This is a genomic window from Streptantibioticus rubrisoli (assembly GCF_024436055.1).
GTDB lineage: Bacteria > Actinomycetota > Actinomycetes > Streptomycetales > Streptomycetaceae > Streptantibioticus_A > Streptantibioticus_A rubrisoli.
Genome location: NZ_JANFNH010000005.1, coordinates 16,838 through 37,092 on the forward strand (window position 1 = coordinate 16,838; position 20,255 = coordinate 37,092).

At 66.8% G+C, this 20,255-nt stretch carries 26 protein-coding genes, 1 tRNA gene and 3 pseudogenes; 16 read left to right on the plus strand and 14 right to left on the minus strand.

The window, feature by feature from the left end; genetic code table 11:
* Positions 1-842: 842 nt before the first annotated feature.
* The 5 genes from NON19_RS08070 to NON19_RS08090 form a co-directional block, all read right to left on the minus strand.
* The gene (locus tag NON19_RS08070; RefSeq protein ID WP_255925995.1) at positions 843-1,139 is read right to left on the minus strand and encodes a hypothetical protein; all 297 of its coding nucleotides are present in this window, start codon (positions 1,137-1,139) and stop codon (positions 843-845) included.
* 196 nt (positions 1,140-1,335) lie between these two features.
* Positions 1,336-1,758, minus strand: coding sequence for a hypothetical protein (locus tag NON19_RS08075; RefSeq protein WP_255925996.1), 423 nt, complete (start codon positions 1,756-1,758; stop codon positions 1,336-1,338).
* A complete protein-coding gene (locus NON19_RS08080) occupies positions 1,758-2,009 on the minus strand; it encodes a DUF7848 domain-containing protein (RefSeq protein WP_255925997.1) in 252 nt (83 codons plus the stop codon). The genes NON19_RS08075 and NON19_RS08080 overlap by 1 nt, the downstream gene beginning before the upstream one ends.
* Positions 2,006-2,167, minus strand: a complete 162-nt coding sequence (locus tag NON19_RS08085; protein ID WP_255925998.1) for a hypothetical protein — start codon at positions 2,165-2,167, stop codon at positions 2,006-2,008. Before NON19_RS08085 ends, NON19_RS08080 begins: the two co-directional genes overlap by 4 nt.
* A complete protein-coding gene (locus NON19_RS08090) occupies positions 2,164-2,682 on the minus strand; it encodes an ATP-binding protein (RefSeq protein ID WP_255925999.1) in 519 nt (172 codons plus the stop codon). The genes NON19_RS08085 and NON19_RS08090 overlap by 4 nt, the downstream gene beginning before the upstream one ends.
* An 88-nt stretch (positions 2,683-2,770) precedes the next feature.
* Here NON19_RS08090 and NON19_RS08095 point away from each other — a divergent pair, with 88 nt between their 5' ends.
* Positions 2,771-4,075: a tetratricopeptide repeat protein gene (locus tag NON19_RS08095; protein ID WP_255926000.1), complete on the plus strand. Its 1,305-nt coding sequence runs from the start codon at positions 2,771-2,773 to the stop codon at positions 4,073-4,075.
* A gap of 32 nt (positions 4,076-4,107) precedes the next feature.
* Positions 4,108-4,830, plus strand: coding sequence for a creatininase family protein (locus NON19_RS08100; protein ID WP_255926001.1), 723 nt, complete (start codon positions 4,108-4,110; stop codon positions 4,828-4,830).
* A gap of 645 nt (positions 4,831-5,475) precedes the next feature.
* On the opposite strand, the pseudogene NON19_RS08105 reads toward NON19_RS08100, so the two are convergent.
* The 4 genes and pseudogenes from NON19_RS08105 to NON19_RS08120 form a co-directional block, all read right to left on the minus strand.
* Positions 5,476-5,805, minus strand: a pseudogene (locus NON19_RS08105) (phosphoribosyltransferase); the annotation flags it as partial.
* Positions 5,806-5,896: 91 nt separating this feature from the next.
* Positions 5,897-7,114, minus strand: a complete 1,218-nt coding sequence (locus NON19_RS08110) for a tyrosine-type recombinase/integrase (protein WP_255926002.1) — start codon at positions 7,112-7,114, stop codon at positions 5,897-5,899.
* Positions 7,115-7,164: 50 nt separating this feature from the next.
* Complete coding sequence (locus NON19_RS08115; RefSeq protein ID WP_255926003.1) at positions 7,165-7,347, minus strand: helix-turn-helix domain-containing protein; 183 nt, start codon at positions 7,345-7,347, stop codon at positions 7,165-7,167.
* Entirely contained in the window at positions 7,331-8,830 is a 1,500-nt protein-coding gene (locus tag NON19_RS08120; protein ID WP_372514035.1) for a replication initiator, read from the minus strand. Before NON19_RS08120 ends, NON19_RS08115 begins: the two co-directional genes overlap by 17 nt.
* 933 nt (positions 8,831-9,763) lie before the next feature.
* Between NON19_RS08120 and NON19_RS08125 the strand changes: the two genes are divergently transcribed.
* Positions 9,764-10,546: a DUF5753 domain-containing protein gene (locus tag NON19_RS08125; protein WP_255926004.1), complete on the plus strand. Its 783-nt coding sequence runs from the start codon at positions 9,764-9,766 to the stop codon at positions 10,544-10,546.
* The gene (locus NON19_RS08130; protein WP_255926005.1) at positions 10,453-10,668 is read left to right on the plus strand and encodes a DUF397 domain-containing protein; all 216 of its coding nucleotides are present in this window, start codon (positions 10,453-10,455) and stop codon (positions 10,666-10,668) included. The genes NON19_RS08125 and NON19_RS08130 overlap by 94 nt, the downstream gene beginning before the upstream one ends.
* 276 nt (positions 10,669-10,944) lie before the next feature.
* On the opposite strand, the pseudogene NON19_RS08135 reads toward NON19_RS08130, so the two are convergent.
* Positions 10,945-11,136: pseudogene (locus NON19_RS08135) on the minus strand (phosphoribosyltransferase); the annotation flags it as partial.
* Between the two features lie 5 nt (positions 11,137-11,141).
* Positions 11,142-11,717: a dCTP deaminase gene (dcd, locus tag NON19_RS08140; RefSeq protein WP_255926006.1), complete on the minus strand. Its 576-nt coding sequence runs from the start codon at positions 11,715-11,717 to the stop codon at positions 11,142-11,144.
* A gap of 465 nt (positions 11,718-12,182) precedes the next feature.
* On the opposite strand from dcd, the gene NON19_RS08145 reads away from it, so the two are divergent.
* Positions 12,183-12,256 (plus strand) — tRNA-Gly (locus NON19_RS08145).
* 568 nt (positions 12,257-12,824) lie between these two features.
* Here the strand turns inward: NON19_RS08145 and rpmF are convergent.
* A complete protein-coding gene (gene rpmF, locus NON19_RS08150; protein ID WP_255926007.1) occupies positions 12,825-12,995 on the minus strand; it encodes a 50S ribosomal protein L32 in 171 nt (56 codons plus the stop codon).
* A gap of 169 nt (positions 12,996-13,164) precedes the next feature.
* Here rpmF and NON19_RS08155 point away from each other — a divergent pair, with 169 nt between their 5' ends.
* The 8 genes from NON19_RS08155 to NON19_RS08190 all read left to right on the plus strand — a co-directional run bounded on the left by NON19_RS08155 (position 13,165) and on the right by NON19_RS08190 (position 17,207).
* On the plus strand, positions 13,165-13,656 hold the full coding sequence (locus NON19_RS08155; protein WP_255926008.1) for a Fur family transcriptional regulator: 492 nt from the start codon (positions 13,165-13,167) through the stop codon (positions 13,654-13,656).
* Complete coding sequence (locus NON19_RS08160) at positions 13,605-13,874, plus strand: hypothetical protein (RefSeq protein ID WP_255926009.1); 270 nt, start codon at positions 13,605-13,607, stop codon at positions 13,872-13,874. Before NON19_RS08155 ends, NON19_RS08160 begins: the two co-directional genes overlap by 52 nt.
* A gap of 5 nt (positions 13,875-13,879) precedes the next feature.
* Positions 13,880-14,650 (plus strand): CobW family GTP-binding protein, encoded by a 771-nt coding sequence (locus NON19_RS08165; protein WP_255926010.1) that lies wholly within the window; start codon positions 13,880-13,882, stop codon positions 14,648-14,650.
* Between the two features lie 12 nt (positions 14,651-14,662).
* Positions 14,663-14,899 carry a CobW C-terminal domain-containing protein gene (locus NON19_RS08170; RefSeq protein ID WP_255926207.1) on the plus strand — a complete coding sequence of 79 codons (237 nt, stop codon included), beginning with the start codon at positions 14,663-14,665 and terminating at the stop codon, positions 14,897-14,899.
* A complete protein-coding gene (locus tag NON19_RS08175; RefSeq protein WP_255926011.1) occupies positions 14,896-15,939 on the plus strand; it encodes a WD40 repeat domain-containing protein in 1,044 nt (347 codons plus the stop codon). The genes NON19_RS08170 and NON19_RS08175 overlap by 4 nt, the downstream gene beginning before the upstream one ends.
* Positions 15,936-16,370: a (2Fe-2S) ferredoxin domain-containing protein gene (locus NON19_RS08180; protein WP_255926012.1), complete on the plus strand. Its 435-nt coding sequence runs from the start codon at positions 15,936-15,938 to the stop codon at positions 16,368-16,370. The genes NON19_RS08175 and NON19_RS08180 overlap by 4 nt, the downstream gene beginning before the upstream one ends.
* A 79-nt stretch (positions 16,371-16,449) precedes the next feature.
* Positions 16,450-16,818, plus strand: a complete 369-nt coding sequence (locus NON19_RS08185) for an ArsR/SmtB family transcription factor (RefSeq protein WP_255926013.1) — start codon at positions 16,450-16,452, stop codon at positions 16,816-16,818.
* A gap of 89 nt (positions 16,819-16,907) precedes the next feature.
* Complete coding sequence (locus NON19_RS08190) at positions 16,908-17,207, plus strand: hypothetical protein (RefSeq protein WP_255926014.1); 300 nt, start codon at positions 16,908-16,910, stop codon at positions 17,205-17,207.
* Positions 17,208-17,279: 72 nt separating this feature from the next.
* Here the strand turns inward: NON19_RS08190 and NON19_RS08195 are convergent, their stop codons facing one another.
* Together NON19_RS08195 and NON19_RS08200 are read right to left on the minus strand one after the other, a co-directional pair.
* Entirely contained in the window at positions 17,280-18,254 is a 975-nt protein-coding gene (locus tag NON19_RS08195) for a metal ABC transporter solute-binding protein, Zn/Mn family (protein WP_255926015.1), read from the minus strand.
* Positions 18,255-18,414: 160 nt separating this feature from the next.
* Positions 18,415-18,516, minus strand: a pseudogene (locus tag NON19_RS08200) (30S ribosomal protein S14); the annotation flags it as partial.
* Between the two features lie 133 nt (positions 18,517-18,649).
* On the opposite strand from NON19_RS08200, the gene rpmG reads away from it, so the two are divergent.
* The 3 genes from rpmG to NON19_RS08215 are packed head-to-tail and all read left to right on the plus strand — an operon-like array spanning position 18,650 to position 20,228.
* Positions 18,650-18,814 (plus strand): 50S ribosomal protein L33, encoded by a 165-nt coding sequence (gene rpmG, locus NON19_RS08205; RefSeq protein WP_255926016.1) that lies wholly within the window; start codon positions 18,650-18,652, stop codon positions 18,812-18,814.
* 8 nt (positions 18,815-18,822) lie between these two features.
* Positions 18,823-19,074, plus strand: a complete 252-nt coding sequence (locus NON19_RS08210; RefSeq protein WP_255926017.1) for a type B 50S ribosomal protein L31 — start codon at positions 18,823-18,825, stop codon at positions 19,072-19,074.
* Entirely contained in the window at positions 19,071-20,228 is a 1,158-nt protein-coding gene (locus tag NON19_RS08215; protein WP_255926018.1) for a GTP-binding protein, read from the plus strand. The genes NON19_RS08210 and NON19_RS08215 overlap by 4 nt, the downstream gene beginning before the upstream one ends.
* Positions 20,229-20,255: the final 27 nt, after the last annotated feature.

Sequence of the window (20,255 nt, forward strand, 5' to 3'; positions counted from 1 at the left end):
GGCGTCGTCCTCTATAGAGCGCTCGATCCTGCGATGAGTGTGAGGTTGCGGGCGCGGGGATGCCGAACATCGCTTTAATGGTCCCGGCATAGTTCTCTTTGTTCTGTACTACCGCCGCACGTTCACGTCCAGTCCATGAGCGTGCCGTGAATTTCATAGTGGCGGGCGGCGTGCCATGAGGCTGCATGCCGCCCCAGGTCTCCCGGCGACCACGGTCGGCGCCGCATATCGCGGGGACTGGCGGCCCCCATGTACGGCCTCATCGAGCCCCTGGCTACTCAGACAGGTCGACCACGCAACTCGCCGGGGCATGGCCGTCCGCAATGCGGCTGTGCATGCCCGAAGTGTCGAAACTTGTCTCTACTTACTCAAGGGCGCGCCCACGGGCGCGCCGGGCGGCCTTGCCGCCCCGGCCGGGCATGCGGCGTGACCGCCGGTCCCGTCCGGTCGGCCAGCCGCCCGGCCACAGCACCTTGAGCACCGATCACCACGACACACACCGCTGAAGCAGGCCACATGCAGTACATGGCTGAACCGTCCGGCAACCGCAAGGTCAGTGCACCGTGGCTGGCGGGGCGGCCCGTGCCCCACGTGGAAGCGTGGGCGTTCTCTGAGGCGCCAACTCGCCGCGATGGCAAGCAGCGTTGGCGCCAACGGTCGTGACTGCTTCTCTTAGGGACGGGAAGAGTGGCGGGTCCCGGTGGTCGGTTGCTCGCGCATACGCGCGCCCGATCGGTCGGAGCACCCACCATCGTGGCTGACTGTCGATGGCTGAGGCTTCACGGGGCAGCACGGAGCCTCATTCCGCCGTCACCCGAGAGCAGGACCACCCGGGGCCCCGATCACGACGCCGCACGCCCCTCGTCGCCACCAGCCACGGCACGGATCGCCTCGGTCAACTCCCGTGCAACCGCCACCGGCAACCGCAACCGCACCACACCCGAGCCATCCGCAGCCGCGTGCGCCTGAGCCTTCACGTCGTCCACCGCCAAGCCCAACGACCCAAGCGCCTTCCCCAAAGCCCCCGCCGCATCGGCCGCCGCCCGCCAACCCGCGACGTAATCAACGCCGGGCACCCACAGCACCTCGTCAACGTCGAACCCGTCACCCTCGAAGCCCGGCTCATCCGCGCGACACATGCGCCCAGATCCCTTCCGCGTCAATGAGATCAACTCCATTGCAGAACAGGTGCGTTGGCCAACGGACACGACGAGCGCCCCGGTACCATCAGCACCGGGGTCCGCTCGCGGATCTCCGCCGGACCACCCCGGGAGCTGTCCAGGCACAGGGGTGGTCCGGTCACGGGTCTTCGGTTTTCGCTGGCGCCGCGGAAGGTCACCAGAATGGATCGGGCAGGCCCGCGCCGACGCGTTGCCGCCTGTCGCAGGCCGACTCATCCGCGCAGTTGATCACGGTCCACCAGCCGTCCTCATCGTGCACACGACTGATCGAGAGCGCATCCCCCGTCGCAGGCACATGGCACAGATGGCACATCCACAACGGCGCCCCGTCCTCCGGCTCGCAAACGATCGGCACCCACGTGCTCAGCCGTTCCCATTCGCCCGGCCGCAGCGCCCGCGCGTAGCACGCGACGACATCCGCGCACACGAGCCGCGTCGCGACCTCCGGAACGTCCACGTCCCCCTCGTCCACCAGGCGGTAGTGGCGCTCCGCGCGCAACGCCGACCCGGCAAGCAAGCCGCCACACAGCTCACAACTGACCAGCACGCAGCCGCTGTCCAACGGCAAGCCGACCATCACAGCACCTCCAGCATCGACGCCCGGAAGTAGCTGGTAACCGTGCCACGGAACAACGTATGACCGGTCTGTCCCGCGTGCCGCAGAGCCCATGTCTGAGGCCCCTCCCAGTCATCCGCGCCTTGCGACGTCTCCCCGCAGGTCACGCACTCGGTTCCATGGATCGGTGGCCCGCTGGACTTCTCGTTGGTCAGCGCCCACTGAGCAAACCGCAGCCGCGACCTGATCCAGCCGTGCTCGGGTACGCTCACCGCCCGCCCTTGCCGCCAGGAACGACCTTGACCTGCTCCGCCGCGTGGACCCGCATCCGGCGCCCCGACTTGAAGACCAGCACCACGACCGGACCACCGGAGTCGTAACGGCCATCGCGCACCGCCTTGACCTCCTCTTCCCCGTTCCTCGTGCTCACGACATCTCCACGGCGCACCCTGAACGCCGACTTCGAACGGTCACGCCCCATTGGGAACCACCCTCCAACTCAGGCAAGTTGACCTCGGCCCAAACGATCTTTCCTACGCCGTCCCGTGGCGCCACACCCCATCGGTCAGAGAGCGACGCCACCAAGATCAGGCCCCTACCGTTCGCCGCTTCCACGGCCAACGCGCGCCGTTCCGGACGCCGATCCGACGCGTCGTGGACCTCGATGCGTACGCCGCGTTGGGTACGGCGAAAACGCGTTTCGATCTCTCGTCCGGGAGCGGCATGGGCATGCCGTACCGCGTTCGTCAGCAACTCGGAGAGGACGACTACCGAGGTATCGGCGATCTCCTCCAGCCCCCATCCGGCCAGCGTCGCGCGCAGTTCGGTACGCGCCAGCCCTACGGACTGCGGCCGACGAGACCACCTACGCAACACCGGTGCTCCCCTGGCGTCCATCTGTCGCAACTGCATGGCCAACAGCCTCGTGGTCATCAGATGGAGCAAGTAGTCCAGCGTGATTACCCACCATGGGTAACATCACGTTAGGTAGGTCACATTGAAGGTGCGAACCGCCGTCCACGGAGCGCCATCCATGCCCAAGTACGAACCACCGCAAGAGCTTCCAGCACGGTTACTCACCGATGCGGAGATGATTGCCGCCTGCCAGCAGCGCGACTTCTCCAAGATCTTCCAGCTCGTCAAGGGCCGTGCGGGGATCTACCCATCGCTGATCGCGCGTCGCTGCGACATGACACCGAGCCGGGTCGGTGAGGTGTTGGCGGGACAGCGCGTCGTGAGGGACATGACCGTGATCGAGCGCGTAGCCGACGGTCTTCGTATCCCCGGTCGACTGCTCGGACTCGCCCCGCGGGAGTGGGAGCCAAGCGATGGCCAGCAGCCCCTGTTGCCCATATCAGCCGTCGTGCCCACATGGATGCCACCGGCCGCAGCGACCGAGGCCACCGAGCCCATGGCGATCGCCGACGACCTCACCGACCCCGAATTCTTGATCGCTCTCATCGAGCGCCAGCTCCCACAGCACTACACGGGCGCCAACTTCTTTGGAGCACGCCAGACGATCCCGCCCGTTGTGCACTACGCGCAGAGCGTCATGAGCTTGCTGGAGACCACCAACGGGACCACGCGCCAAGGGCTCTTGCGCATCGGGGCGCAGGTCGCCGAATTCCTGGGCTGGCTCTTCCAGGATCTTGGGGACTTCCGAACGGCCGCCTACTGGTCAGACCGGTCGATGGAATGGGCGCAGGAAGCCGCCGACGACCACATGCAGTCGTACTTACTCTTCCGCAAGAGCAACCAAGCCACCTCCCGAATGAGCGCCGAAAGGGCGGTAGGGCTCGCCCGGGCCGCACAGCGCCTCCCGGGACTGACGCCACAGCTCACTGCTCTTGCCGTTCAGCAAGAGGCCCAGGGATACGCCCTTATGCGCAACCCCAAGGCCGCACTCGCCAAGTTCGACGAGGCATGCGCCCTTGCTTCGGAGCCCAACCCGTCCGGGGCGACAGGCACGCTCGATACCTCGTACTGCACCCCTACCTACATCGAGATCCAGCGCGCCAACTGCTGGATCGACCTGGGCGATCCCATGCGCGCCATTGACCTCTTCGAGAGGGAACTCGCCACGTTCCCGCAGGTCTACCGCAACGACCGCAGCGTGTATCTGGCCCGCTTGGCCCGCGCTTACGTCAAAGCCGACGAGCCAGAACGCGGAGCCGAGATGGCTACCAAGGCGCTGACCATCGTCACGCACACCGGGTCGGCGCGAACGATGGCGGAACTCGCCGCCGTCGCCAAAGCGGTGTCTCACTGCCGCGACATGCCCGCAGTTGCCACGTTCAATGAACGCTTTGAGTCGATCCGCGACGGGTTCGCATCATGATCAGAGCGGAAATGATGAGGGATGCTGGGATCATGGACGCTCTGATCACGCAAGCCACCTCCGGCGACGAACGCCATAGGGGACCAGCCGTCGCCGTACTCCCAGTGGGCAGCTTCGAACAGCACGGCGACCACCTACCGTTGATCACAGACACCGCGATCGCTTGTCTGATAGCGCGCCGCATCGCTGACGACCACGGCCTGTTCCTCCTGCCGCCGATCACCGTCTCTTGTTCTCATGAACACGCGCCCATGGCCGGGACGGTGAGCATCAGCGCCGCCACTCTCTACGCGATGGTCAACGACATTTGGCGATCACTCGAAGCGTCCGGCACCCCCGGGCTGATCATCGTCAACGGGCACGGCGGTAACTACGTTCTCGCCAACGTCGTCCAGGAGATCAACACCACCGGTCCCCGTGTCGCCCTCTTCCCCGCCCATGAAGACCGCGCCCAGGCACGCACGGACGCAGCACTGGAGAGCAGCAGCGCGGAGGACATGCACGGCGGAGAGTTCGAGGTCTCTCTCCTACTACACGGTGCCCCACACCTCGTCCGCGAAGGTGTCGAGGGAGACGACCACTCAGCGCCGAACCGGCCTCACCTACTCACGGTGGGGATGGCTGGCTACACAACCAACGGGATCATCGGCCAGCCCTCACTCGCCAGCGCGACCAAGGGCAAGGCCATCCTCGACAGCTTCTCCCGCTCGGTTAAGGCGCATCTAGCCCTGATCGACCCAGTAGCCGCAGACTAAGACCGCTTAGCCGCTCCCAGGGTGGTCCCTGAAGGGGGGCACCTTGGCGGCTTCCCGGGGCAAGCGGCGGTGGTGACTGCATTGGGATGCGTGCGGCAGAATCGCTCGTCATGGATCAGGGGGCTGCGGCGGTGTTGGCCGCTGCTGTTGCTGGTTTTTCGAGCGCCGCTGGAGCGGCTGTCGGTGCGGTGCTGGCAGCACGTTCGGCACGTACAACAGTGGTCCAGACAGCCGTGCATGAGAGGGTGCACCGGCACGAGGAGCGACGGCGTGAGAGCTACGCGGCGTTCAGGACCAAGGTCAGCGCGGCGATGGAAGCCTTGGACGAGGCGGTGCAGGCACTGCGAGATCGCCGACTGGCGACACATGAAATTTTCACCAAGGCGATCAGGGCTGTTTGGCTCAGCTATCTCGACGACGTATGGCCTTGTGCCCAACAGAGGTCATCAACGCGGCATTGGCGGTTCACAACCACTTGGACCTAGCCCGCAAAGCCGTCGCTTCCTTGCTCGACCACCCTGAAGATGCCAGGAACGAGCAGTCACCGAGGATGCGGCAATGGACCCATCGCTACGAAGAAGTAAGCACCGCCTACATCTTGTTCTCGGGGTGCGTTGGCGAAGTTACCTACGGCGAGTAGGTGTTTCAGAGAGCCTCTGGCGACGGCGTGATCGGTGTGCCAGACTTCCGACATGGAGGCAAAACCGACCACGGGAAGTTGATCCAGTCGTCCGTGCGCCTCCACACGTACTCGCACTTGACCAGCGACTGCGACTTCTCGTAGATGACGGCGGACCGCACGTCGGCCACATGGTCGAGACAGAAGTCGTACACCAGCTTGAGCGTCTTGCCGGTGTCGGCCACATCGTCCGCGATCAGGACCTTCTTGTTGGAGAAGTCGATCGCGTTGGGAACCGGGGCCAGCATGACCGGCATCTCAAGGGTCTCGCCGACTCCGGTGTAAAACTCCACGTTAAAGCCGAGAGGCGCAATCACCAGGCAATACTCCTGATCATTGCGCCTCAACTCAGCACCAGCTCAGCACGCCCGCCCGAGTCAGCACCACCTACGCGGTACGGATGCGGCTCAGCGACTCGGACAGGTCGCGAGCGACCGCCAGCGCCACCGCACCCTTGATCCGCTCCTCAGCGCCCGGCAGCAGGTGAACGTAGACCTGCTCTGTCGTCTTGCTGCTCGCGTGCCCCATCCAGACCGCCAGCTCCGCCAAGGGGACGCCCGCAGCAATCGCCACCGAGGCGAAATAGTGCCGTAGCGACTTGGGGGTAAGGCCCCGATGTTCGAGCCCGGCTTTCTCAATCGCGTTGTTCCACCTGTCGGCGAACGTCGTACGCGAGGGGAACCGTTCGGCGAATGTCTCTGATTCGTAGAACCAACCTTCGTCACCCCAGGTGCCGTAAGTGGCGATGTGGGCGCGCCAGGATTCGTCAGTGATCTCGGGCACTGGAACCCTGCGGCCCGTCCGGGACCATTTCACCTCTTCCCGTATCGCCGTTCCCCTGCCTGCGCCATCGTTGGCGCCGAACGTGGAAAGCTGGGCATTGATCTTGGCGAATCCGGTGTCCTGCTCCCACTTCTGTTCGCACATCGCGAGCGCTTCACCTACGCGCAACCCGCAGCCCGCCATGCTCCACACGGCCGAGCGGTAGTAGGGCCTGATCGCGTCGTAGATGGCCTCGATCTCCCCGGTCGTTGGAACCTCCGACGGATCAATCGGCCGGTATGCCGACGTCTTGCGTTTGCGCGCTTCCGCCTTTTTGCACGGGTTCCTAGGAATGATCTCCGCGATCCACGCGTACTTGAAGAGAGAGGCGAGGACCACCTTTCGCGTATGAATCCCGTACGGCTTGTACCCCTTCTCTTTCTGAAGTGTTTCCCACTTCGTGATGTCACTTGCGGTGATCGAGCCGATGGGGCGCGGACCGAAGAATTCGGCGTAATGGTTCTTGTAGATGCTCTGGTACTGAGCACGCGACGACAACGCTAACTGTGCGTCATCTGAACCGGCATTCAGCCACTCGTCCCAGACGTCGGCGAATGTCCGCTTGGACTGCGAGGGGTCGATGTACGACCCCGTGTCCTTATCGCGCTCGACCTTCCGTTCCCACTTGCCCGCGTCCTTCTTACCGGCCGCCCCCGACTCGAACGACTTCTCACGCTGCCGCCCCGAGCGCCCGCCAGGCTCACGCCACCGGACAACCCAGGGGTGCGGGCACCGGTCCCAGGCCGTTATCTCGCAGCCGCAGCGCTTGATGATCGCACCCATGACTGAGCCTCCCTCCCTGTCGACTGACTCAGCACCGAGATTCTACACATCTACCTGACGACCTGTCTGCTCAACCAAGCTTCCAAGTCCCGTTCACGGAACCGGAGATGCTTCCCGACGCGGTACGCAGGGACGCCCCAGCGTCGCCAGTTGCTGTAGAGCGTGCTCAGTGGCACCGCAAGGAACGCCGCCGCCTGACCCGGTGTCAGCAGTTGGTTAGACCCACCCCGCATCGTCCGGCCACCTCCCGCCGTAGTCGGCCAGTGCTGCACGTGCCTCTTCGCGGTTTCGGGCGATGTCGTTGGCGATGCTCCTCGCCATCAGTGCTTCGCCGGGAGTGTGGCCGGAGCCGACGAACCGCCAGGACGACTCTTTGACCGCGTTCGGGTCGTCGGCCACTCCGGCGGAGCGCCGCTTATGGTCGGCCCGTTCGGCGCGTAGTGCGCTGTAGGTGGTGGAGTAGCGCCGGGACTTGGTGAGGATGTGCCCCCGGTAACCGAGGCTGTGAGCCCACAGGCGCAGCCTCAACGGCTCCAGTTCCGGCAGGGCGCCCAGACGCCAGCAGGTAGCCATCAAGGCCCGCAGATGGCTACTCACGGCCGCCCGCTGGATCTCTTCCAGGCCGTGCACGTGGTGATCGAGCCCGGACGCCGAATCCGCCGCACCCTTGGTGACGTACTTCGCGACGTATCCAGCGACCGCCTCATCCGACAACCCGCCGCCGTCGGCGAATTCCCCGATGGGGCGTACGTCGATTTGCTGACCCCAGCCGACGCGTTCCAGGCCGTAGGCGTCGGATTCCGGAACAGCCACGTTGGAAGACCGTGCAGCCTGGTGCACAGCCTCAGTGAGTAATTCGGCAGCTGCCCAGTCCGGCGGAGGAGACTCAGGGCCTCCGGGACCATCGATGCGGACCACCGCGTGAAAGTGCACAGCCGCCCGCTTCTGATATTCGGCAACCTTGGCGAACGACACCACCAGGTGGTCACCGAGCTCGCTTCGCGGAATGCCCTGAGACGACGCCAGGTGACGCCGCACGGCAGTAGTGAAGCGATCCCATAGCCGTCCACCATGAGCGTGCCAGAGCACGTGCCCCACGTAGTCATAGCAAGCAACGCATAACGGCTTGCCGACCAGTTCATCGGTATCTGAATGAGCCAGGTCGCAGCCCAGTGGTTCGCCGTGTTCGCACACGGGATCACCGCGCCGGAACCTGCACACCTCGCCCACGCCGGTAGCACGGTGGACTGGACCGAAGGACGGAGCCGTCAAGGTCACGAACAGACGAGGATGGCCCCGCACCTGTTCTGGCAGGGACTTACCCCCGGACAGGCCCGAGCGCACCAGGTGGTAGGTATCCCCGGCATGCAGTCGCGAGCACGGTTCGCACACCGACGCACGGCGGTTGCCGCACCGCACGGCCAGCCGATCCCCGGGCTCATCGGTCGTCGAGTAGGAGACCAGTATTTCCCCCGTCGATACGTCACGGGTAACGCTATAGCCGGACAGGTAGACAGGGTGCGCGCACCCGCCTATGTCCCGCATCTGTTCCAGCCACCGCTGGTACCCGGGATCGTTCGCCAGGCGAATCAAATCCCGCATGTCCTCCGGCAGTGCGCGTATGCGTGCTTCCTGCTCCAATTCGGCGGACCGCGTGGCCGGATCGCTGAAGTGGGCGGGAGTGGGTTGAGAATCGGCATCGGATATGCCGGACACGAGGCACCCTCCAAAGCATGTAGTCGTTGATCTTGCGGTGAACCATGCGAGGCATGGATAGTTCCTTTCTTGGCTTGCCGAGAGGCAACGCGGCACCCAGCGCGGGTGACGATTTTCCGCTCTCCATAATCCCACGCACCTCTAACAATTTCAGCGAATAACCGGCCGCATTAGTTCCCCACAAAGACACTTGACTTAGCGTCAGGATTCCCCGCGGCAGGGATGTCAGCAGCCGCTGCTGGTCTGCTCGTCCCCAGCGCCGATGCGCAGCAGCCCGACCGCAGCCGGAGCCTGGGGCGGCGTGGCGGAAACTGTCTTTACTGGATCAAGTGCGCCGCGCCTGCGGCGCGCCGCCCGCCCGCCAGCCCGCCCGGCGTGCGACCTTCGGCCGGTCCGGTCGGGCGCGGGCGGACGGCGACCGCAGTCGCGGCACTTGAGCCGTACGACGATCCGCCAGGCGACCAGGCCGACAGCGGCAGGCCGTTGCACATCAGCTTGGGTCGATCGGCCATTGCGGCTGTGAGCACCTGGCCGTGCGGGATCCACGCCAGCCAGCGCCATAGGTCGCCCTATCTGGCCGGGTACCGCTGGCAGTCCAGAGGACCGTGGCCGATGGGGCGGCCCGTGCCCCACGTGGAAGCGCGGGCGTTCTCTGAGCCGCCCAATCACCACGAGCGCAAGCACCATCGGCGCCAACGGTCGAGGGCGCATCCCTCAGAGACGGGAAGAGTGGTTGGTGTGGGTGGGGAGTTGCCCGCGCACACGCGTGCGTGATTGTTCAGCGCCCCCGCCGTCCTGGCTGACTATCTCTGGCTCAGGTCAGATCGGGGCGTCAACGGGCCAATGCCACCTGATGAGTTGAGAGGCGTAGTGATCAAAGGATCACGAGGAGTAGCGTGATTTCCGTCTCATGCCTCGGGAGGAATCGAACCCATGACCGCGTACGCAGATGAACTGATCCGCAGCCTTCGCGCCCGCGACCAGCGCGGCATGGGCAGAGTCGAACAGATCGAAAGCGGCGTCGAATCCATCGACCGCCTAGCCGCTCTGGAGGCAGAGGCCACGACCATCCGAGCATGGGATCAGCAAGCCATCCCCGGACTGCTCCAAACCCCCATGTACTCAGCAGCGGTTATCGAGGCGTCGAACCCCCGTCTAACCGCCATGGAGGTACGCCGCCGCATGCTGCTCAAGAGCGCAAGGAGCGAGGCATTCTTGCGCCGCATCATCGGGCCAACCCCGCCGAGGACGTGGTTCGTTGTAGGCGAGGCTGCCGTCACGCAGTCGCTACGGGACGTGGAAACTCACGCGCGACAGCTCCGGCACCTCCTCATGGTGGCGAGCAAGGACAACGTGTCTCTTCAGGTCCTCCCCGCCAGCATCGTCCCGCCCGGATTCGCGCCTCACTTCACCCTCTATGGACTGATGGGGCGTCAAAACATCACTGTCCTAGACGAGAAGCCGCCGACACAGCGCGTCGGATTCGTCGAGACGATCATGGGTGACTGGTACTCGACCCGCCTTGATGACGTAGCTAGGCTCCACTCAGCGTTCAGTGAACTGATGCGCGAAGCACTCAGCCCCACCGCGAGCCGGACGTTCATCAGAGAGGTACTGGAATCATGGCGCTCCGCACAAAGGATCACGTCACCCGAACCCACCACGGAGCGCAGTTCCGCTTCTCCAGCTACACCGACCGAGGATGCGTCGGAGTAGCTACCCCCGACGGGGGCACCGTCGCCGTACTGGACTCCAAGGACCCGCACGGGCCGATACTCGAATTCAGCCATCCGGAGTGGACCAGCTTCATAGAGCTAGCCAAAACCCTGGAGGTCTGATGGCCTTACGACACCTACGGAAGCGCCGGAAGCTACACGCACAGCTCGAACTTCCTCAGCCCCGAGGCTGACCCACGTACGCCGACGCCCCCGGAACCTCAACGGCCGGGGGCGTCGGTCTGTTGGTGGCCCAGCACGGGTCAGCACGAGCTCAGCACAAGGACCATGATCACCGGCAAACAACGGCAACAAACGCCGTGATCAACCAGCGGAGCACGCGTCCCTATCTGCGCGTTTGCCAAGCTCAGAGATCACATGCTATGCGGCAAGGCACATGTACTCGACATTCACCAGGTGGATGTTCTTGCAGTCCAGCGCGTACGCCAGCCCGCCCGCGACGAAGACGCCGCCGCGCGCAATGGACAGGATGATGTCCGGCTCGAACCCGTCGTCCGCGATGGCCTGCGCCAGCTCGCGCACCGCCTCGCCGAACAGGGGATAGGTGAGGTTCTCCCGCTCCCGCGTCACGCCGGTCACACCTGCGTTCGGTGGAAGTTCTGGTACGAACGGGACGGCGTCGGCCCGCGCTGCCCCTGGTAGCGGGAGCCGTAGCGGTCGGAACCGTAGGGGAACTCGGCGGGTGAGGTCAGCCGGAACATGCACAGCTGCCCGATCTTCATCCCCGGCCAGAGCTTGATCGGCAACGTGGCGACATTGGACAGCTCCAGCGTCACGTGCCCGGAGAAGCCGGGGTCGATGAACCCGGCCGTGGAGTGCGTCAGCAACCCGAGCCGCCCCAGCGAGCTCTTGCCCTCCAGCCGCGAGGCGACATCCTCGGGCAGGGTGATCACCTCGTACGTGGAGGCCAGCACGAACTCCCCCGGGTGCAGGATGAACGCGTCATCCCCTTCCGGCTCGACCAGCCTGGTCAGGTCCGGCTGCTCGACCGCGGGGTCGATGTGCGGGTAGCGGTGGTTCTCGAACACCCGGAAGAACCGGTCGAGCCGCACGTCAATGCTCGACGGCTGGATCATGGACTCGTCGTACGGGTCGATGCGCACCCGCCCGGCGTCGATCTCGGCCCGGATGTCCTTGTCTGAGAGAAGCACGCCACGAGGATACGTGCAGAATCGGACCGGCGGGGTCCGGCCTGTCCGAGCCGGACCCCGGGGCACCTGGTCAGCGCGCCTGCCGAACCGTTTCAACAGGTACCGCATGCCGCAGCCGCGCACAGCGCGGGCACCGGATCAACCGCCCCGGCCCAAGCCGGTCGGCGCCCAGGTTCTGCAGCGGGAAGGTAGTGGTGCTGAACTGGTGCCCATCGGCACAACGAACGACGGTGCGCTCCATCGCTCCCCTTCTTTTCCCCACGGAATCGCCCTGCCGCCCAACCGCGGCAGCGGACGAAAGCCACATTAGGGGATGAACACCCCACCCCCCGCGCGGCACTCCGGCCCCTCACCGTACCGCCCCAACCCCCGTCGCCCACGCGACAAAACCCCCGGGGCGAATGCACCAGGGGCCAGCGATGGGGTACAGTGAGCGACGACGAGGCGCCCTATGGGGCGACTTACGCGGGTGTAGTTTAATGGTAGAACATGAGCTTCCCAAGCTCAGAGCGCGGGTTCGATTCCCGTCACCCGCTCCAGAGAGAAACCCCAGGCCAGGCGGCCTGGGGTTTGTTGTTGTCTGAGCCTGCCGGGGGAATGCGCACCACGGGCTCACCACTTGGGCCCCAAAGGCGGCCTACGGGCACCCCGATTGGGAATGCCTCGGCATTTTGCTGGATACACGTCTCGGATCTGAGACTCAATTCATGTGATCTGCACCGTCCCACCGGCCGCGTTCGCTGACCTTGCGGTCTGCTCCTCGGGGCCACAGGAGGTAGGCGTAGCGGCTCCAAACTCCCTGGTGGACTGGGGAGTTGAGCACGCGTGCGCCTACTTCGATCCGTCCGCCGCACGGCTCGCGGGCTCTTTGAACGACAGCAGCCGACTGCCGACACGGCGTGTGTCGGCACCCGGCCGGGCGGGTTGGGAGCGGGTCAGGCGGGGCGCACCGCATGCGCAGCACTTGCGCACCACTTGAGTTGCGCGCCCCGGTTTCCCGACGCTCGGCGCGGACTCGGGCGGCGAGGTCGCTGACGACCCTCTTTGCCGGGAGAGCGTCGAGTGCTGGCGGATCAGCGCGCAACCGTTCACGCGACCACGGCTGGATCAGCCCTCCGGGCGGAGCAGCCCGCGCTCGTAGGCCCTGACCAGGTTGCGCGGCACGCGGTACACCGAGCCGTCGATGGTGATGGGGACGAGATCGGGTCGGGTCGCCTTCCACTGCGCACGGCGATGGCGGGTGTTGCTGCGGGACATCTTCCGCTTGGGCACGGCCATGGTCTTGAGTCCTTCCCTGGTTCGAGCCCGCACGCTACATGAAAGTGGAATCCATTTCCATTGCACGAATGGGCGGCGAGGCTACGCAAGAGGCTATATGGACATGGAAGTCATTTCCATCTAGCCTCGAGGGGTGACCGGTGCCGAGTCTCCAGTGGGGTGGTCTGTCGTGGGCGGCCGGACGTTCGGCAACCCGCGAGGCGGGCAGGGCCGCGCGACGTGGCAGCGGGCCGCAGTGCTGCGGGTGCTCGGGGGGTGCCAGGACTTCGTCTCCGCCCAGGAGTTGCACGCACTGCTGGACGCCGCCGGACGAGGGGTCGGGCTGACCACCGTTTATCGCGCGCTGCGGGCCTTGGAGGCGACCGGCCGCGTCGATGTCGTGCGCGACGAGGCGGGCGAGCGGCTGTACCGGCGGCGGCCCGCGGACGGTCATCGCCATTACCTGATGTGCCGCTGCTGCGGGCGTAGTCAGCCGGTGGCCTCCGAGGTGGTGGAGGAGTGGGCCGAGCGGGTCGGGAAGGACGCGGGGTTCGCCGCCGTCCAGCACACCGTCGAGCTCACCGGAATCTGCGCCACCTGCGTGCCCAACGCCGACGAAGGAGAACCGCCATGCCGCTCGGGGCCCGTCCGCCACGGCGACCACCGCACTCGCTCGAGCTGAAGGAAACCGTACGGCGCCTGCTCAGCCTCGACGACGACACCGCCGTCGTGGTCCGACAACTCGCCTGTACTGAGCCCGGCTGCCCGCCGTTGGAGACGGTCATCGCCGTGCTGCCCATGGATGGCCCGGCGCGCCGTTGGACCCTGCACCGACCCACCGACCAGATCACCGAGGACGACCTGCGCCCGTTGCTCGCCAGCGGCCAAGAAGGAGCCTGACCCCCATGACACAAGCCACAGCGGCGGCCGTTGACAGCCGCGTCCCGGTCACCGTGCTGACGGGATTCCTCGGCTCTGGCAAGACCACGCTGCTCAACCGGATCCTGACCGAGCAGCATGGTCTGCGGATCGCGGTCATCGAGAACGAGTTCGGCGAGGTCGGCATCGACGACGCCCTCGTGCTCGACGCCGAAGAAGAGATCTTCGAGATGAACAACGGGTGTATCTGCTGCACCGTGCGCGGCGATCTCATCCGGATTCTGGGCGCGTTGATGCGGCGGCGGGAGAAGTTCGACCGCATCCTGATCGAGACAACCGGTCTGGCCGACCCCGCGCCCGTGGCGCAGACGTTTTTCATGGACGACGAGATCGCCGCCCAGCTACGCCTGGACGCCATCGTCACCCTCGTCGACGCCGCCCACGTCCTCCAGCACCTGAACGAGGAGAAGCCGGACGGCGTGGAGAACGAGGCAGTCGAGCAGATCGCCTTCGCCGACCGGGTAGTGCTCAACAAGACCGACCTGGTGGACGAAGCCACAGTGAAGGAGGTCATCTCCCGCGTCCGGGCCATCAACGCGTCCGTCCAGATCATCCCGGCCGAACAAGCCAAGGTGGACCTGCAACAGGTCATGGACGTCGGCGCGTTCGACCTGGACCGGGTACTCAAGGACGACCCGCAGTTCCTGACCGAGACCGAGCACCAGCACGACACCACCGTCACATCCGTCGGCATCGACCTGCCCGGCGAACTCGACGAGGACCGGCTCAACCAGTGACTGGGCAACCTTCTGCGCACCAAGGGTGCCGACATCTTCCGCTCGAAGGGCATCCTGGCCATCGCGGGCGAGCCGAAGCAGTACGTGTTCCAGGGGGTGCACATGCTGCTGGACGGCGAGTTCGGTCGCGACTGGCATGATGGCGAACCCCGTGGCAACCGGCTGGTCTTCATCGGCCGCCACCTCGACCGCACCACCCTGGAACGCGACTTCACCGCCTGCCTGGCCACCGCGGGAGCCACCGCGTGAGCAACCACATCAGCACTACCGCGCCCGACGCCGACCTGTCCACGGTGTGGTCCATCACGATCGACGACGCCCCGGTCGCCCTCAGCGCCCAGGGCGACCTGGTGGCCGTGGCTGGGGCCGAGGGCATGGTCTGCGTCCTGGACACCGCCACCGGCACCCGCATCGGCGCCCTCGAACTGCCCGGCGGCCTACTGCACGTGGAACTGGCCCCGGATGCCCGGCACTTGGCGGCCACGGGCCCCATCGGGTACGCACTGTGGCGGCGGGAGAACGGCCAGGTGGCGACCTTCCAGACCGGCGCCTGGTCGTCCGTCGCACGGTGGGCGGACAACGAACGGCTCGCCGTCGCCTCCGGCCGAGGCGCCGTCGTACTCGCCGCCGGCGGGCAGGAGTTGTGGCGTACGGAACCGGCTGCCAGTACGGTCACCGATCTGGCCTGGATGCGCGGCGGACGGCGGCTGGCCGTCGCCGCCTACGGAGCGGTGCGCTGCCACGAGCGGCACCAGACCGCGCCGGTGGCCACCTACCGGTACGTCGGATCCCACCTGGCACTGGCCGTCGCGCCCACCGAGCGGTGGATCTGCAGCGGCAACCAGGACGCCTCCATCCACATCTGGCGCACCCGCGACGGCGATGAGTTGACCATGTCCGGCTACCCGGAGAAGGTCTCCCGGCTCGCCTTCGACGACACCGGCTTCTGGCTGGCCGCCGACGGCGCGCCCGACGTGACCGTGTGGGACTTCTCTGGCAAGGGCCCGGCGGGCACCGCACCACGTTCGCTGCGCTGCCACGAGACCATCACCGCCCTCGCCTGGCGCCCCGGAGGCAGTGGCCACCTGGCCAGCGGAGGGGACGACGGCACCGTCGCCCTGTGGCGAGCCACCTCGGGACGGCCAGAAGGGCGACTGCGCCCGGCCCGCACCCTGGATGACCAAGCGCCGGTGGCGGCGTTGGCCTGGGCCGGACCGCATCTGCTGATCGCCGCCCACCGCGACGGCACGGTACACGCCCACCACCTGCCGTCCAGGACCGCTCTGTGAGCAGCCGCACGGTGGTCGGCGCCGCCCGTACCCGGCCGTGCACGGTGATCGTGTGCCGGGGCTGCTGCTGCGGCAACTCCCGCAAGCACCCCGGCACCGACCACCAGTGGCAACTGGACCGGCTGCGGGCAGCGGCAGCGGAATCCGGTGGGCGACTCGTCGTCCGTACCACCGACTGCCTGGGCCCCTGTGGTCAGGCCAACGTCATCGTGGTCCAGCCCTCCGCTGAGGGACGGCTGGGCGGAGGCCGGGCCACCTGGATCGGCTGGGCCCTGGACGACGACTGCACCAGCGACATCCTGCGCTGGGCCGTCGACGGAGGCCCCGGCGTCACCGATCCACCAGCCACCCTGGAGTTGCAGTTCATCGCCGCGCCGGGCGAGGCACGGGCGCGAACCCGTGGACGCGGGCGCAACCGTGCACGCCGGTGAAGTTCGGGCCCAACGGCCCTCACCGGCGCCGCAAACCGAACACCATCACACATGTGTCCGCGAACCCGCACCCCAACCGTTGGACGTCGCCACCGCCGAGACCGTCGCCGCCATCCTCCAGGCCCTCGCCGCTCCCTCTCGGCTGCTGATCCTGAGCACACTGCGCCAAGGCGCGCGCCCGGTCACCGAACTCGCCGTAGCCATCGGCATGGAGCAGTCCGCCGTCTCCCACCAACTCCGCCTGCTGCGCGCCCTCGGCCTGGTCACCAGGCGCCGCGACGGCCGCCGCGTCGTCTACGGACTCCACGACGACCACGTCGCCCGGCTCCTCAACGAGGCCGTCTACCACATCGAGCACCTCAAGATCGAACACTCGAAGACCAGCCCCGCAGGCAAGGGCTTAATCGGGACATGGGCGGATTCCAGACGACAGCCGTCACACGGGTGAAATCCCGATCACTCGGTGACAGGATCGAAGACGAGGTACCCAACGACGCGGGGTAGACGGAAGCAACCAGGGAGAAAGAAGGACCCGTTATGGCGACCGCCACGCACGCCCCTCATGCCAACCACACCCACCAGCACGGAGCGGGCTGCGGCCACGTCGCCGTCCCGCACGACGACCACGTCGACTACGTCCACGACGGGCATCTGCACCGCGCCCACGAAAGCCACGTGGACGAGTGCGAGCCCACCGGCCACGCCGTCCACGAAAGCCACACCCACCAGCACGGAGCGGGCTGCGGCCACGTCGCGGTGCCCCACGGCGACCACGTGGACTACATCCACGACGGCCACCGCCACGCCCAGCACGACGGCCACTGGGACGACCACTGACCGCAGGTCCCCTACCGCACGAACGACGGTCGGCGCCTCAGCCACGGGCCGAGGCGCCGATCCGCCGCTCAGTCACTTACCGGTTGCCTTGGCCAGCGCCTGCTCGATGCCCTTCAGCTCGCCGACCTGCCACTGCTGGAAGGTGTCGCTGGCCGGTGCGAGGGTCTCGGTCACGGTGGTGACCGGAATGCCCTCCGCCTGGGCCTCCTTGACCTGGGCCTGCACGTCAGGCGTGGAGTTCTGACTGTTGTAGACGTAGACCTTGATCTGCTTGTTCTTGATCTGCTGGTCGATGGTGGCCTTGTCCTTGGCCGTGGGGTCGGTGCCCTCGCTGATCGCGTCGAGGAACGACTCGGGGGTGAGCATCTTCAGCCCGAGGCCCTCGGCGAGCGGGGTGACGATGGACTCCGAGGCGCCGATGGGGGTGCCCGCGTACTTGGCCTTGATCTGCGATATCAACTGGTTGTACTCGGCGAGGGTCTTGGTTTCGAAGGTGTTCTTCTGCTGGTCGAAGTAGGCGGCGTCGGCCGGGTCGAGCTTCTTGTAGTCGGCGGTGATCTTCTCGATCACCTGGTGGACGTTGTCCGGTGAGTACCAGCGGTGCGGGTTGCCGCCGGGCTTGATGCCGACCAGGTCGCCGACCTTGAGTTCGCTGCGGCCACCTGCGGGGTTGGATGCCAGCAGTTTGTCGGCCCAGGAGTCGTAGCCGATGCCGTTGACGATCGCGTACTGGGCGGAGGCCACGGTGCGGCCGTCGGCGGCGGTGGGCTCGTAGTCGTGCGGGTCGGTGGCCGGGTTGGTGATGATGCTGGTCACCTTCGCGTGGCTGCCGCCGAGCTGGGCCGCGATGCTGCCCCAGAAGTTCTCGGCCGCCACGACCTGGATCACCTTGCCGGACCCCGATCCACCGCTACTGGACGAGGTGTTGCTGGTGCCCGAGGACGAGGTGGAGCACGCGGTGGCGGTGGCGGCGGTGAGGGTTGCGACGGCGGCGACCAGTGCGAGCCGGGCAGGCCGGTAACCGGCGGAACGGGGGACGGACGACATGGCGACTCTCCTAGCGATGACCTTCCAGACCCATGACTGGGCCCGGCTCCGAGGCATCACCCAAGATAATCGACAATGATTTTCATATCAGTCGGTTATGACAATCGTTACCATCCCTTGACGGGAAGTGCCACCCCTCGCCCCGTGTCGCCGACGGGACTTACCAACTGCTCTTGCGCACGCCGGGGAGTTGACCCCCGTGGGCCAGCTCGCGCAGCCGGACGCGGGAGAGCCCGAGGGTGCGGAAGCGCCCGCCCGGGCCCTTCGCCCCCGGGCGCGAATGCGCGACCGCGGCAGTGGGCGGACATGACTCCCGTTCGGGACGGGGCGGTCCCTGACGGCGCCACGTTACCGCTTTATGAAAATGAAAACCAGTTCCGTGTACCCTGGCTGCCATGGCCCGCAACGAACTGCGTCCGATCATCAAGCTGAAGTCCACCGCCGGAACCGGCTACACCTACGTGACCCGCAAGAACCGACGCAACGACCCCGACCGGCTGACCCTGCGCAAGTACGACCCGGTCGTCGGCCGCCATGTCGACTTCCGAGAGGAGCGCTGACGTCCGCCATGAAGACCGGCATCCACCCCGAGTACCGGCACGTCGTCTTCCGTGACCGCTCCGCCGACTTCGCCTTCCTCACCCGCTCGACGATGACCAGCCAGAACACCGTCGAATGGCAGGACGGCAACACCTACCCCGTCATCGACGTGGAGATCTCCTCGGCCAGCCACCCCTTCTACACCGGCACCCAACGCGTGCTGGACACCGCCGGGCGCGTCGAGCGCTTCCAGCGCCGCTACGGAGGAAGGTCTCAATGAGCCTGCCCGCCTTCCGACTGCCGGTGGCCATCGTCGGCGGACTGTACGCCGACGCCCGCCGCGCGGCGGTCGGCGAGATCCTGCACACCGTGCCCGACACGGTCGTCCTCCACCACGACCTGTCCGCCGCGCCGGACGGCACGGTGTACCGCACCGTCCGCGACCTGAGCGGCCTGATCAGCAGCGGTCACACCCCGCTGGTCAACGACTGCGCCTGCTGCGCCCTGCGCGAGGACCTGGTCCCCGAACTGCTGCGGCTCGCCGAGGCCGGTACCTACCAACTGGCCGTCGTCGAACTGTGGGACTCCGTCGAACCGCAGGCCATGGCCGCCGTGATCGCCGCCGCGGGCGCCCCGCTGGAACTGACCGGCGTGGCCACCGCTGTGGACCCGGCCCTCGTCCTGCCGTACCTGGCCAACGGCGACGACCTCGCCGACGTAGGGCTGGCCGCCGCGCCCACCGACCAGCGCACCGTCGCCGACACCTTCGCCCGGCAGATCGAGTACCCCACCGTCCTCGCCCTCGCCGAAGGCGAGGAGCCGGCGGACGACGCCGACCACGCGCTGCTGGCCCAACTCACCGCCACCGCATGGCGGTTGCGGGTCGGTGAGGGCGCTCTCGGCCCGGCCCTGCTGCAGGGATTCGACCTCGCCGCCGCGGCGGCCCGGCAGCACCCGTCCTGCGCGTTGCTGCCACAGGAGGCCGACGACCACGGGGTGACCACCCTCGCCTGGCGCCGGGACCGCCCCTTTCACCCGCAGCGGCTCTATGCCGCGTTGGAGGATCTGGCCTGCGTTGCCGCCCGCAGCCGTGGCCGGTTCTGGCTCGCCGACCGCCCCGACACCCTGCTGTCCTGGGACGCGGCAGGCGGCGCCCTGTGCGTCGAGTCGGCCGGGCCGTGGTTGGCCGCGCTGCCGGAGGCCGCATGGGAGATGGTCCCGGCCGAACGCCGCGTCGCCGCCTCCTTGGACTGGCACCCCGAACACGGTGACCGCTGCCAGCACCTGACGTTCACCTCACCCGGGCTCGACCGCGACGGCCTGCTGGAACTCCTCGACTCCTGCCTGCTCACCGACGCCGAGTACGCGGCAGGCCGTGACTCCTGGCGGCACCTGCCGCACACGTTCGACGAGTTCCTCGACCCGGTCCCCTGACCTCGATCCCACCGGAAAGGCTCTGGC

Excerpts from the sequence above, each read along its gene's own strand:
- NON19_RS08070 (WP_255925995.1), bottom strand. The coding sequence starts at position 1,139 with ATGTGTCGCGCGGATGAGCCGGGCTTCGAGGGTGACGGGTTCGACGTT.
- NON19_RS08075 (WP_255925996.1), bottom strand. The coding sequence starts at position 1,758 with ATGGTCGGCTTGCCGTTGGACAGCGGCTGCGTGCTGGTCAGTTGTGAG.
- NON19_RS08095 (WP_255926000.1), top strand. The coding sequence starts at position 2,771 with ATGCCCAAGTACGAACCACCGCAAGAGCTTCCAGCACGGTTACTCACC.
- NON19_RS08100 (WP_255926001.1), top strand. The coding sequence starts at position 4,108 with ATGGACGCTCTGATCACGCAAGCCACCTCCGGCGACGAACGCCATAGG.
- NON19_RS08110 (WP_255926002.1), bottom strand. The coding sequence starts at position 7,114 with ATGGGTGCGATCATCAAGCGCTGCGGCTGCGAGATAACGGCCTGGGAC.
- NON19_RS08115 (WP_255926003.1), bottom strand. The coding sequence starts at position 7,347 with ATGCGGGGTGGGTCTAACCAACTGCTGACACCGGGTCAGGCGGCGGCG.
- NON19_RS08125 (WP_255926004.1), top strand. The coding sequence starts at position 9,764 with ATGACCGCGTACGCAGATGAACTGATCCGCAGCCTTCGCGCCCGCGAC.
- NON19_RS08130 (WP_255926005.1), top strand. The coding sequence starts at position 10,453 with ATGGCGCTCCGCACAAAGGATCACGTCACCCGAACCCACCACGGAGCG.
- rpmF (WP_255926007.1), bottom strand. The coding sequence starts at position 12,995 with ATGGCCGTGCCCAAGCGGAAGATGTCCCGCAGCAACACCCGCCATCGC.
- NON19_RS08160 (WP_255926009.1), top strand. The coding sequence starts at position 13,605 with ATGCCGCTCGGGGCCCGTCCGCCACGGCGACCACCGCACTCGCTCGAG.
- NON19_RS08165 (WP_255926010.1), top strand. The coding sequence starts at position 13,880 with ATGACACAAGCCACAGCGGCGGCCGTTGACAGCCGCGTCCCGGTCACC.
- NON19_RS08190 (WP_255926014.1), top strand. The coding sequence starts at position 16,908 with ATGGCGACCGCCACGCACGCCCCTCATGCCAACCACACCCACCAGCAC.
- NON19_RS08195 (WP_255926015.1), bottom strand. The coding sequence starts at position 18,254 with ATGTCGTCCGTCCCCCGTTCCGCCGGTTACCGGCCTGCCCGGCTCGCA.
- rpmG (WP_255926016.1), top strand. The coding sequence starts at position 18,650 with ATGGCCCGCAACGAACTGCGTCCGATCATCAAGCTGAAGTCCACCGCC.
- NON19_RS08210 (WP_255926017.1), top strand. The coding sequence starts at position 18,823 with ATGAAGACCGGCATCCACCCCGAGTACCGGCACGTCGTCTTCCGTGAC.
- NON19_RS08215 (WP_255926018.1), top strand. The coding sequence starts at position 19,071 with ATGAGCCTGCCCGCCTTCCGACTGCCGGTGGCCATCGTCGGCGGACTG.